The organism is Luteibacter sp. P1_D3 (assembly GCF_056406135.1).
In genome coordinates this window covers 98,397-110,519 of the sequence record NZ_JBFUAT010000013.1, presented here as the reverse complement: position 1 = coordinate 110,519, position 12,123 = coordinate 98,397, and the positions used below count along the sequence as shown (strand labels likewise).

Genomic DNA, 12,123 nt, shown 5'->3' with positions numbered 1-12,123 from the left:
CATGCAGACCAGTTACCAGCAAACCAAACTTATTAAGATCGGGCGCGTGATGGAGAAAGTCTCACTATCGCGAGCGCAGATTTACAAGATGATCGCTTCCGGCGACTTCCCGTCTCAGATCAAGTTGACAGAGCGTAGCGTGGCATGGAGGGAGGACGAATTGGATACTTGGATTTTGGGTCGTTGTTCCGCTTCACGAAGCAAGAGCAGCAGCTTCACGGAGCGATGGGAGGCTGCTTTCAAAGTCAAACGCGAGGCTGCGCGTGCTCCGTCACCCTAACGCACTAATCAAAGTATACGTCCAATACTTTTCTTGCCATCATTGCAAGGTATGAATTGGATATCTAATGGAAACACCGAACGTTGCGGCCGAGCTGGTCCGGGCAGCGTCAACCAATAATTGCTTGCAATATTGATTGACTCGAATGCATTTCAGTTGCACACCAGCAACATCTCGATCATAAATATCCCATCGAGCATATGGTAATACTAGCTCGATTTCATCCGTGAACGTCTAACGATCACCCCTGAACGGCCTTTGGCCGGATCAGATTGAGAGTGTGGAAGAAAGATATGAAGAATCTATCAATCAAAGGAACAGAATGTACGTTATCGATCAGAAACAAAGTTATTTCAGCAAAGGTAAATACGTAGGGACAGGGGTGAGAAAAGTCGCATCGGATTTAGACCAAACAGGGAGTTATCGGCTATTTGCAACTATCACGTTCCAGAAAGTCATATCTCTTGAGTCCGCAATTGATCACAGCTCGTTTCTCTGGAGAAGAGTACACAGGCAGGTTATGGGTCGGCGTAGAAAAAAATTCGGTCGCGCTTCATTCACTGGCATCGCAGTCGTCGAACGAGCCTTCATTCATGCCGGGAAATTTGGTGGTGAGAGCTGGCATGTWCATACGCTGATAGAAGACCACGATTGCTTGCCGCGGAACGACCTCTTAGCCTCGATGGCGATATCGTCCTGGCTTTTTCATGCATCGCAGAATTTGAAAGTAAGTGGCAATACCCGGTTAGTCAGCGGCAAGGGATTAGATGTCCGCCCGGTGCATGACCAGCTGGGCCTGTGCGACTACCTGTCGAAGCAGTCTTGGAGACCGGACTGGTCGTGGCATGACAACGTCAAAGTTCTCCGCGGACCCGGCCTGATATGACAGGGCACGCTCAAGCAAGGGTCGCTGATGCGGTGTTTTTTGAGGGGCCGTTGTGGTGGTAGCCCGGAGGCGGTGTGAATGGGCCACTGCACGAGAGGAAGCCAGCGGCCGCGATAAGAAATCCGTTATATAGGCGGTCCCTTCGCGGCGCTTTTGAAGCGATCGCGAGCCTTATGTTGCCGATTGTAGAGAAGAATCCACCGAGATCAGAAAGCTATCACGGGGCTATCTCTTAACTCCAAAACAGCTTCAGCAATGCTGATATCGAGCTAGCCGTTGCATCGAGGAGATGCTTTGCTAAATGGAGGTCGTCACTGCGGTCTACTCTTCGAGATCATCCACCAGTGCAGCCAGCTCTCGCACCGGAGGGAAAAAAGCTCCAACGTCGCAATCGAGGGCAATCGCCAGCTTGACCAACGTCGGAATTGTCGCGGCACGCTTGCCGTTCTCGATCATTCCGATGTGGGCGCGATCCAGCGGAATGCTATACGCAAGTCGATCCTGACTCACGCCCTTCGCCTTTCGCACAGCCCGAATCCTACCCCCGACTGCCACGAGGAGGTCGGACGGAACTCCCCGCCTCCTCTTGTCTGATTGTCCGCTCGGAGCCGTGGTGTCGTTGATAGCCATGCGCGAACACTAGGAAACTGTTGCCGCCATTACCTCTGGCGGCATATCCTCTGGCGGAACTACTCACTGGAAGCAATCAGATGGCGGGAGCCTCAGGGGGAATCGTTCTACGACAGGTCGGACGGTCCGTTGACTGGACCAAGCAGTGCGGCCCATGCGGCTACACAGAGCCCGGATACCACCGTTCAGAGCTCCAGCCACACACAACGCTCCAAGCGGGCGTATTTTTCTGTCCGAGGTGCAGGGCACAGACACCTGTAGTGATCTACGGATGAGGGCGCTGGCAGTGGACGCGAAGATTTTGCAGTTCGATGGGAAGGTTAGCCCGGCCTGTTGTGGAGACTTGAAGCCTCAAATTTCTCGACTTCCATGGGGCTCCGATTTTGGCCGTCTTGCCGAACGACGATCTGATTTCTTCCGGACAGTCTTCGTCGCGATGCTGGCGGGTGCTTCAGCATTTGGTCTCGTTGCGTGCTCCAAGGGCTCCACAGATGGATCATCCGCAGAAGCTGCTCAGGCGCAGCCAGCAGATGACGATGGCGCCATGCCTGACCCTAAGACATTCGCAAAGCGCTATAACGCACTTGCCATCGATTCGCTCAAGATCCAAGACCTGGCTGCTAGCACCTTCAGCCGGAACGAGCACTACGTGATTATGCATCTTGCAGGGCCCCACACAGACAGTATCGGGTTTCGGGTGGAAAAAGCTTCGTACAACTATTCGAACACGCAGCAATGGTTGGTCGGCGTGGAGAACATCAAGAAGGTTTGCAGCTGGATGGCCCGTGCGGTCAGGCCAAACCTAAGCGAGCAGGACGCCGAGGCGATGGCGAGTCAGGTCGTCGACACAGATAAAAAGGTCATCGTCGGGGACCTGATCATGGGGTGGCCCGGAAACGACCACAGCGGCTGCGATATACGCCTTACCGGGCTCTAGAACTCACAGTACGAATCGCTTGATGTCCTATGTGTAGCCTCGTATGCCTCGCCGTCAGCGATGCTGGGCGCAACCATGCAGCGGCACATCCGTATATGCGCATGCAGCGTATGACCTTATATTAAGGCAGGGAATGACAAACCATCCGACTAGCCCTCAAGTCAGCCCGAGGCGTCGCAAAATTGGGCTCACCATCATCACTGTCATCATGGCCCTCGGCGTCGTTTCATGGGGCATCCTTATCGTGAAGGGAGATGCCGGCCCGGTTGGGCAGCTTTTTCATCACGCAGGGCCGAGCAAAATGGTCTCTCTCGGGGTGGCACGGTTCATCAGTTGCGAGTACGAGGGAACCTTCGTCGGGGGAGCCGGGTTCCGTTGTGTCATCAAGAACACGTCCAACCAGATGCGGGACGTGAGCGTTGCAAGCTGCGCAGGATTCGATGACAGCGATCGGCTAATAGATAGCCCGCAGAACGTCCTAGCCTTGTATGGGCCGATGATGCGTGGCGGCGAGGAGCGGGTCATACGGCTCTATGTTCCCGAGACGTCCAGCGTAGCCGTGTGCTCTGAGACCGGTGATCTAGGATCGCCAAGTCAATTGTCATCCGTGCTTCCCGATTTTCGAAAGAACAACCTTGTCTCTGAGTTCGGCATATGAATATGCGTATWCATGCATGCTGTTGTGTGGCTTTGCTGGTCTTTTCCACCCTCAGCTCAGTTGCAGGTGCAGGTGCAGGTGCAGGTGCAGACCCTACCCGCATTACAAGTTTGGCCATTTTTGACTTGCCTTTTTTGGCTCTCTCTCACAGCCCGGTATAGCCGTCGATAGCAGGTGGGCATCGACCGGCGGGGATATCGGTGGCCCGGATGGCTACTGCGGCGGCGCAAAGCAGCCCTAGTGCCGCGGGGCTGCAAGTCGGGATGTTGCGACGCCTACTCATCGAGCGCACCATGGGCCATGGCCGACTTGATTCCTGCCGGGTATTGGACCTGCGTTCGATGTAGCCTCCCGGTGCTGCACAGCATGGTGGAAGTAAACGTCGATGACTTCGGCTGCTACTTCATATGCGTCGGGTGCGGTCGCCGGAACAACCTGCGGTGCGTTCAGGGGATCGGCGATGGGCCCAGCGCCTTCGTGCAAGCTGACGGCCGGGAGAGCTGAAATCGTAAAAGCCAAATTTGCTGAGCCGACCGGGAAGAAATCGCTCCGCCCATGAAAGTGGTCGCAGAATTAGTTGTTTACTGCCACGCTCGACTTGGCGCAAAAATGCCCATCTGCCGGGGTCGGCGCCGCGCTTGAATTCACGCTAAGACGTCGGGGCTGGCTTGGCTCATAATTGATAGTCGCCATAGGAGGGGAAAGATGTCGCCATCGGAGAATGAACGCCTCACCCAGATGCTGACCACAGCGGCGGCGGAGTGTAAACGCCTAGGTTATTCCCCGAAGAAGTTTCTTCAAATGCTGAATGCCGACGGCGGCTTTGCGACTGCCGCCAAGCTACTGGCGGCGCCGGGAATTTCGGACGGATTCGTTCAGCTTCAAATGCTCGGCAAGCTCAACCTTACGGTTGAAGCGTTGATTTTGGAGAATGGCTGGGCGGCGGAGTTTGATCCAATCTTGATCGGTCGGGCAAAGAAGCGCCTTAGCGACGCGGGCTACGCTCCGCCTGCTCCGAGCAATGTAAGCGGTCCGGCGCTCGCGACCATTGTGGAAAGCGGCAGCAGTCAGACAAGCCATTCCGACGAAATCGATCCCTCTCTATCCGGCGCCTTGAGCGAGGTTCTTCGCAGATACCTGTCTGCCGTAAAAGAACCGTTTTCTAAGCATGTGCTCGCCGACTTCATACGCGGCCCGGTTGCCGGTCGGGTGGTAAGCGTGCTGAAAGATCATGCTTCGAACCTTGAGGTAAAGGGGAGTGCCGGAATAGGCAATTGGGCCAGAGGACCTTGGGTAGGCATATTCGACCCACTTGTCACCACTAGCGCGCAGACCGGCTACTACGTTTGCTACTTATTCAAGGAAGATATGACCGGCGTATATCTGAGCTTGAATCAGGGAATGACGGAGGCCAAGAAGCACTACAAGGCAGACGCCAAAACTGCGCTTGCAGCAAGGGCGCTGAACTTCCGCGCAATGCTTGGGCCGCGAGTATCGGACGACCTGAAGCTCGTCATCGATCTAGCACCGAGCGCACCAAGTAACGACACGGCGTTTTATGAAGCTGGGAACATTTGTGCCGTGTACTATCCAGTCCAATCGATGCCAGACGATGCAACTGTGAGGCTGGATCTTGCGCGAATTGTCTTGCTATACCGCGCTTTGATTGAGGCAGAGATCGCCGCAGATAGCGCTTTGGATGAAGAGGGCGACTTGCCGCCGCTAACGATGCTTGAGGACGGTACAAAGTTTCGGCTCCACAAGCGGATCGAGCGTAACGCGAAGCTTGTTAAGCTCGTAAAGCAGGCGAAGTCAAACAGATGCGAAATCTGTGATGTTGACTTTGGTGAGCGATATGGTCCCCTTGGAGCTGGCTACATCGAGGCGCATCATCTACGCCCTATAGCTTCAATAAAAGGGATGAAGGCTGAGTTTGATCCGTTACGGGATTTCGCCATGTTGTGCTCCAACTGTCACCGGATGGTGCATAGATCCGGACTTATCGATGACCTCGATAGATTTAAACGAGAGCACTTCCATGGCTAGCGCCACGTCGGGCGAGCTAGAACACTTACGCGACTTAGTACGGGCGTTTGTCGCCGAGCGGGACTGGGATCAATTTCATACTCCAAAGAATCTTGCTTTGTCGCTGATCGTCGAGGCGGGAGAGCTTCTGGAGCCGTTCCAGTGGGTTGCGACAGGAGGCACTGACGAACTCACTGATTTGCAGCTTCTTCAGGTTCGGCAAGAGGCGGCTGACGTCTTGATCTATCTGATCCGACTCGCTGACAAGCTCGGCATCGAGCTGGGGGACGCCGTGAAAGCGAAGCTCGAACTCAACAGGGTGAAGTATCCGGCGGACTTGGTTAGAGGAAGCGCCCGCAAGTACACCGATTACTAGCCCATGCTTCCATCAGAATTCAAACATCGCTCGTGCTAAGAGCCCGATAAATCGTAGCTGGACCTACATTGAAACGCTCCGCGAGTTGCGGAACGGAGAACTTCTCCTCTTCGCGAAGCGTCCTAATTCGCATGCACTGCTCAGGGGTCAAGGCTCGCTTTCTGCCAAAGGAAATCCCTTTCTCCTTAGCCTTGGCGATGCCGTCCGCCTGTCGTTCAGCTCGAATATCATTCTCGAACTCGGCGAAGCTGGCTAGTAGGGAGAACATCAGCTTCCCCTCGGGAGTACTCGTGTCGATCGACTGGTCCAGCACCTTCAAGACGACACCCTTCTGACGCAACAGGTCGGCCATTTTCGCCAGATCGAGCACCGAGCGGGCCATGCGATCGAGGCGAGAGATGACTAGTGTGTCTCCGTCTCGAACGAATTGGAGGCAGGCTTGAAGTTCCGGCCGTCCTTCGGACTGCCGTCCAGAGCGCTTTTCCGAAAATACACGCGTGCAACCGTAGGCACGAAGTTTGTCCAATTGGACGTCGAGCGACTGCCCCACCGTACTGACTCTCGCGTAACCAACGACTTCGCTCATTATCGAATCTCCTAGATATTGTGATAATAACGTTTTGATAGGAGATTTGATAGGCCATTGCTGGCTCCTCGATAGGTATACATTGTGATGACGCGCAAGGAGGGGATCAGCGAGCTTGCCGGCGAAGAGGAGCACCCGTTAGCATCCATCGGCTATGAGCGTACTACGCGATTTTGAACTTCGTCAGGCGGTGCACCAGCGCCTGCTTGGCCATGCGTGGCGATCAGCCGACACCTTGGTCATCGACGAACTCGGCGTTCTGCATGGGGCGGCACGAGTCGATATCGCAGTGATCAACGGGCACATTCGAGGGCTTGAACTTAAAGCCGAAGCCGATACGCTCACTCGACTGCCAAGGCAGGTCGAGGCCTATGGCAAGGTTGTCGACCGCGCAAGCATCGTTACAACGGATCGTCACGTTGACGGAGCAATGAAATTACTCCCACCGTGGTGGGGCGTCGTGACTGCTAGCGCATCGAAATCCGGCGTGCAGTTCAGGCGTCTTCGTCCCGAGCGCGCGAACCCCGACGTTGATACCTCCGCTGTATTGGCACTACTCTGGCGATCGGAAGCGATGTCGCTCTTAGCAGAACTCAGTAAGGACGACCTTCCTGCGCGACTGTCTCGCAAGGAACTTTACGCCGAGCTGAGCGCCATTCTATCGAAACGTGCAGTGGCAAGATTGGTACGTTCGACCCTTAAAGGACGGCAAAACTGGAGAGATCCTCCAGCACTTTTGTCATGTGGTGATTTGTCCCTACCCACCTCCATGTAGTCAGATTACCTGTCGAAGCGGTGCCGGCAGCACAGTCGTGTACGTACTCGCTGCCCTTCGAGAAGTCCTTGTCGAGGTAGAAGCTCGACTTTTCAACGTCCTTGCAAAGCTCTCGAAATTGCTCAAATCCGTTATCACGAACATTCGACCCTTTGACAACAAACCAAATGTCGTGGGATGCGTATCGGACACTTGCAGCTGGCTTGACAGTCCGCATGTCGAGCGACACCCGTTCTGGACCTGCGATCGCGTAGTCACCGAATAGTGGTCGCCGCGCACCTACTGGCAAAGCATTCAACAACGCCTTGTAGACCAGCCATTCGGACCGAGCAAGTTCCTTAGTGCGCGTTTTTATCGTCCCCATTGAGGAGGGGAATGCCGTGCCCGCAAGGACGACCATTCGAGCTGTTGCCAGTGGTGCAGAGCTCTGGATCAACGTCGCAAGAAGCAAAGCCAGCGCAGAGACCGGTTCGAAGTTAGCTGCTCTAAGATCCACCACGATATCGACGTTGACCAGCAACGCGTGCAACGACAGAAGCAGCACGTTGACGCGATCTTCAAACGAATCATCCGCCAACTCGTCAAGACTGACTCGCAGACAGATACCTGACCCGTCAGCCATTGCGGCTGCTCGCACTGCATCCTGATACGCCTCGTCGCGATCAAGTCCAGTCACTGGAATAATATGCCCACCTAGATGTCTTACTTCGTCAAAGATATAAGTCAACGGATGACGTCCATCGCTCATCCTGTCGCTTGCATCGAGGTGGAATCCGTCGACATAGGCAAGACGCTCGCCCCACTTTGCCTTCAGTCGCTTCGCAAAAGTGGAAAGCTGCTCGTCTATAGTTTTTTTTAGCTTCTTCGCCTCGAAATCGTACTCAGGAGGGCAAAGCTCAAGCAACGGAAGCATGCGATGCTTTAGCTCGTTTTGCATTCTGAGCAGAGCTTGGTACTCACCCTGCCTCCATTTAAGGATTGGCACGTAAAGATAGCTTGGCATTCCAGACATGACGATCTCACTCCTGCTTGTCGAAGAACTTCCTAACCTGTCCTGATCCAACCAACCCGCTTAGGAGGGTGTAGTCATTTGCCTCACGCCGGATGCGTCCTGCAATGATCGCTGGGCTAATCCCGAGMTTAGAGGCATCGTTCACTACCGCCCGCTCAGTGCGAGTAAACCTTGAGACCAGAGCCGACCAGACGCTAGGCTCTATCGCTGCGTCTAAAGCAAACGCATCTGCCTCGTATTCGATATCCGTCGAAGCAACGACATCGTTATTGTCAAAGACCGATGTAAGCTGATCTCTTTTAACGTGTAGAACTAGGTGCGCTATCTCATGGAGTAACGTGAACCAGAAATTGTCGAGCCGATCGTGCCTCAGCGTTAGCGCAACCACGTAGATTCCGCTGTCGGTTAAAAGCGCGGCACCATCTAACAGCGTTCCGGGTAGGTGGGGTTCGACGACGAGGGCGATCCCAGCCTCACTTAAGTATTCTTCGGTGAGAGCGACCCCATCTGCAAGAGAACTCTTTGAGACCAATCCTTTTAGCCAGCTGGGCCGAATTGCCTCTGCACGAAATGGCGCAACCGGAGGGGTTTTCTCGGCCTTGATAACTACTCGCGCCTCCCATGCAGCGAGGGCGAACTCTTGAACCGGGCCCTTTGCACGAAGTGATCGACGGTGCAGCGCTGTCGATGCGAATCCCCTATTGGCGGCACGGAAAAAAGCTGGGACTAAAGTACTAGCAGCCTTGCGCGCCTGCGACGCGGTCCCTGCAAAGTCCTCAAAATATCCGCGCTTGAACATTTCCGAAATCGGATATGAGTTGAAGTTGTCCAACTCATTGGCTGCGGCCTCTTCGAAGCCGATGAATTGGGCTCGTTCGATTATTTTCACGCTCAGAGCATCGGAAACTTCAACCAACCGCTCCAAGCTTGCAGACCTGTAGTTTTCTGCCTCATAGCGCTGTATCTGCTGCTCGTGGACGCCGATAAACGAAGCCAGTTCCTTTTGAGTCATATTGCGTGCGATGCGCGCAGCGATGAGAAGACGCGGAAGATCTCTGAGCGAACCTGCCTCAAACGAAGTTACGTTCCCCGACTTCAGTTCGTCGTACTCGCTGACGCTGTCCAGCAGCTCCTTTAGCTGGCTCTCCATAGCCTTACGATGCGCAGAGACAAATACCGGGTGAATTCCGGCGCTTTCGCACTTGTCGTCCCGCAGCGTTTCCGTCAGCTGATCGATTATTTTCTTAGTAGTTTTGTATTGCTTGTCGTTAGTGATCATATGTTGACCCCCACTTTAGGCGTCAGCTTTACGCGGATAATTCCCTTGGGCATTCCCGATGATTTCTCCGCTTGGAAGAAGTTCAGAAAGTCGAACGCACCCGGAAAGCCGATGGGAAAAAGCTCCCCGCCGTACTTCGCCTTTTGAGCCTCCCTCGTCCCCTCGAAATCCAGCAGCACAGGATCGAGTCTCGCCGGGTCGACACCTACGACTGGCCAGCAGCCGTCGAAGTCCCCGGGGTGGGGCTTTGCCGTCACATAGCTGCCATCCAGATAAAGGTCGCTACATCCGGCCAATTCAAGGGCGGCAATGGCACGCTGTAGGCCCTCGAAAAGCTTCGTCCTGTGGGGAGTCGTGGCAAACGCTTGCCGTACCTCATGCATGGTCGCAATGTGAATGCCGGGTGGCAGGACTGCCCACGGGCAAGGCGGGCCGAGGTCGATTAGCGCAGGTATCATGACCCAACAATATCGTTGTGTTGGTCGATTGTCCAGCTCGCGAAGGGCTACAGGCCAAACGGTCACCAGCGACGCCCTTAAGCCGCTCCCAAGTTCGACGGCGGAGGGCCCGGCATGGCACCTCGACGTTCCGGCGCTCGCTCGTGAGGTACATCGCCGCTTATCAGTGCCGAGAACAGATAAGAGGGATTTACCGCCTCAGGTACGCTCGGCGAAGAGAGGGATATCAAAAGGGATGCGTTTCAGGTGGCCGATCTCGCTAACCAACTAGAATCACCGAAGGAAGGAACACCTGAGAGCGATAATGAGCGACGAGACCGCAAACAAGCCAGCCGAGCCGTCGGCGGCCGACCCGATGGTTGAGGAGCCTGCGCAGCCCGCACAGTCCCCGTCTGCTGCGCGGACGATTGCGCGTCACACCCACGAGTTGGACGGCACCCCTCCATCACAAAAGCATGCAAACGTGCTGTCGCAGCTGAACACGATCAACGCGGTCTCCAAGCTGACGGCGGACCTTCCGTCACTTGCCTTTGCCAACGCCGAGAAGCAGCTAGCGTCAGGGAGGTTGAGTGACATGCTGGCTGCAATTGATCGCACCACCAAACTTTCTTCCTTCGGCACGCTCGCGAACAAGCTCGCAGAAGATATGCATTCTTTCACCATCCCGAAGTTTCAGCACGTCAAGCTGCTTGAGCCGATGGAAAAGAGCGCATTCGCGACCGGCTCGATTCTGCAATCTCTCGTGTCTGGGAGCAGCATCGGGAATCTTCCCAAGATAGACGCGTTGACCAAATCGATATACGCCCTTCCCACACTGCCGACTATCGGTGCCCTTGGCCTTACCATTGACACGGAAAGCGGACTCGGGGCGGCTACGATCCGGAACGGGCTAGCTAAAAAGCTCTGGAACACTGGCGCCGAGAATGCGATGAGCGCGTTGAGCTTGGTTTCTAGAAGTCCAGCGACCATTTTTCCGACATTGATCTCGGCGAAATCTCAATACGACATGGCTCAGACCAGAGCTGCATCGAGCGTCACTGCAAAGATGTTTGAAGCAGGTGCTGACGGCTCGGCCTTTATGAAGCTGAGCCAGCTTGTATCGGAGCAGTACAAACCGAAGGAATTTGTACTTAATACGCCGTCGTACTCCGCGTTTAGCACAATTCGACGCTCACTTGCACAACTTGTGGACGTGAGGTCTGGATTCGACCTACCACAAGCCAAGGACATTCGGAGCGCCTTCGATGCATATAAAGCAGATCACAGTTCCCGCTTCGGCGAGCTCCGTTTAAAGGGATACCTCCTCGACAGCGTTAGCGCCACGATGGAGCGCATGAGCCTTCCATCACTGGATATCATCGGTGGATCGTCCGCGATACGCGGGGTGCTCGACGTACACCGGCTCTCATCGGCACTGGACATCTTTCCACCATACGGTCAGAGGACAGAACGCCTTCTAAGAGGCGAATTGGGTGATTGGCGCGACGCCGATGCGGCGGACGAAGCAGCCCTTCAGGATCAAGAAGCTCGCACTAATCTTTATCTCGATCGAGGTCTCGACAAAGACCTCACGAACTTTTCCGACGAGGCGTTCGACGCCCTCACAGAGGGGTCGGGCCTTCAAAGTGGAGTAATTCAGTTAGACAGCGCCTTTGGCGAGGCCATCCCGCTGAATTCAACTGAGCTCGAAGAGCTCGACCGTTCTACGCAGGCTTGCCGTCATCTAATCGCCCTCGAACGGCTGCTTCGCCAATTCATCGACGGGAAAATGACGGCAGCTTTCGGCAGCGACTGGACGAGACATCGCCTCCCAAAAGGACTGCTCGACCTATGGACGGAAAAGATGGAACGAGCAGAAAAATCTGGATTATTGCGAGCTCCACTGATCGAGTACGCCGACTTTACGGACTACGAAGGGATCATCACAAGAAGAGACAACTGGTCCCAGATTTTCGCCCCCTTTTTCGAAAGAACTGAAAGCGTAAGGGAATCGTTCAGTCGACTTCGTCCAGTACGCCTCGCCGCAATGCATTCGAGGCGAGTAACGAACGATGACATGCTGTTTCTTTATGTAGAAGTCAAGCGCATCGCGAAATGCATGGGAACGCATTGAGGACCTGCGGCGGAACTGGCCCTCGTCGGATACTCACTACCATGGAAGTTCTCGAACCTAGGTCTCTTGTGCTCACTACCGTCGTGCATTAGTAGAGCCTCGCGACGC

The 12,123-nt window shown here is 54.9% G+C and carries 12 protein-coding genes; 7 read left to right on the top strand and 5 right to left on the bottom strand.

The window, feature by feature from the left end; genetic code table 11:
* Together AC1DYM_RS10910 and AC1DYM_RS10905 are read left to right on the top strand one after the other, a co-directional pair.
* On the top strand, positions 1 to 280 hold a 280-nt coding region (locus tag AC1DYM_RS10910; protein WP_477338169.1), incomplete at its 5' end, for a helix-turn-helix transcriptional regulator.
* 322 nt (positions 281 to 602) lie between these two features.
* Complete coding sequence (locus AC1DYM_RS10905) at positions 603 to 1,166, top strand: hypothetical protein (RefSeq protein WP_477338167.1); 564 nt, start codon at positions 603 to 605, stop codon at positions 1,164 to 1,166.
* Positions 1,167 to 1,487: 321 nt separating this feature from the next.
* Here AC1DYM_RS10905 and AC1DYM_RS10900 read toward each other — a convergent pair whose 3' ends face one another.
* Positions 1,488 to 1,796 (bottom strand): helix-turn-helix domain-containing protein, encoded by a 309-nt coding sequence (locus tag AC1DYM_RS10900; protein ID WP_477338165.1) that lies wholly within the window; start codon positions 1,794 to 1,796, stop codon positions 1,488 to 1,490.
* A gap of 286 nt (positions 1,797 to 2,082) precedes the next feature.
* Here AC1DYM_RS10900 and AC1DYM_RS10895 point away from each other — a divergent pair, with 286 nt between their 5' ends.
* The 3 genes from AC1DYM_RS10895 to AC1DYM_RS10885 all read left to right on the top strand — a co-directional run bounded on the left by AC1DYM_RS10895 (position 2,083) and on the right by AC1DYM_RS10885 (position 5,792).
* Positions 2,083 to 2,733, top strand: coding sequence for a hypothetical protein (locus AC1DYM_RS10895; RefSeq protein ID WP_477338164.1), 651 nt, complete (start codon positions 2,083 to 2,085; stop codon positions 2,731 to 2,733).
* Positions 2,734 to 4,096: 1,363 nt separating this feature from the next.
* Positions 4,097 to 5,437, top strand: coding sequence for an MrcB family domain-containing protein (locus AC1DYM_RS10890; RefSeq protein WP_477338162.1), 1,341 nt, complete (start codon positions 4,097 to 4,099; stop codon positions 5,435 to 5,437).
* Entirely contained in the window at positions 5,430 to 5,792 is a 363-nt protein-coding gene (locus AC1DYM_RS10885) for a nucleotide pyrophosphohydrolase (RefSeq protein WP_477338161.1), read from the top strand. The genes AC1DYM_RS10890 and AC1DYM_RS10885 overlap by 8 nt, the downstream gene beginning before the upstream one ends.
* 19 nt (positions 5,793 to 5,811) lie before the next feature.
* Here AC1DYM_RS10885 and AC1DYM_RS10880 read toward each other — a convergent pair whose 3' ends face one another.
* Positions 5,812 to 6,378, bottom strand: a complete 567-nt coding sequence (locus AC1DYM_RS10880) for a recombinase family protein (protein ID WP_477338159.1) — start codon at positions 6,376 to 6,378, stop codon at positions 5,812 to 5,814.
* Positions 6,379 to 6,532: 154 nt separating this feature from the next.
* Here AC1DYM_RS10880 and AC1DYM_RS10875 point away from each other — a divergent pair, with 154 nt between their 5' ends.
* Positions 6,533 to 7,153, top strand: coding sequence for a sce7726 family protein (locus AC1DYM_RS10875; RefSeq protein ID WP_477338157.1), 621 nt, complete (start codon positions 6,533 to 6,535; stop codon positions 7,151 to 7,153).
* Here the strand turns inward: AC1DYM_RS10875 and AC1DYM_RS10870 are convergent.
* The 3 genes from AC1DYM_RS10870 to AC1DYM_RS10860 are packed head-to-tail and all read right to left on the bottom strand — an operon-like array spanning position 7,077 to position 9,902.
* Entirely contained in the window at positions 7,077 to 8,165 is a 1,089-nt protein-coding gene (locus tag AC1DYM_RS10870) for a beta family protein (protein WP_477338155.1), read from the bottom strand. The two genes, AC1DYM_RS10875 and AC1DYM_RS10870, sit on opposite strands and share 77 nt — an antisense overlap.
* Before the next feature lie 7 nt (positions 8,166 to 8,172).
* Positions 8,173 to 9,444: a helix-turn-helix domain-containing protein gene (locus AC1DYM_RS10865; RefSeq protein WP_477338153.1), complete on the bottom strand. Its 1,272-nt coding sequence runs from the start codon at positions 9,442 to 9,444 to the stop codon at positions 8,173 to 8,175.
* Positions 9,441 to 9,902, bottom strand: a complete 462-nt coding sequence (locus tag AC1DYM_RS10860; protein WP_477338151.1) for a DUF6932 family protein — start codon at positions 9,900 to 9,902, stop codon at positions 9,441 to 9,443. Before AC1DYM_RS10860 ends, AC1DYM_RS10865 begins: the two co-directional genes overlap by 4 nt.
* Positions 9,903 to 10,206: 304 nt before the next feature.
* On the opposite strand from AC1DYM_RS10860, the gene AC1DYM_RS10855 reads away from it, so the two are divergent.
* Entirely contained in the window at positions 10,207 to 12,015 is a 1,809-nt protein-coding gene (locus AC1DYM_RS10855) for a hypothetical protein (protein ID WP_477338149.1), read from the top strand.
* Positions 12,016 to 12,123: the final 108 nt, after the last annotated feature.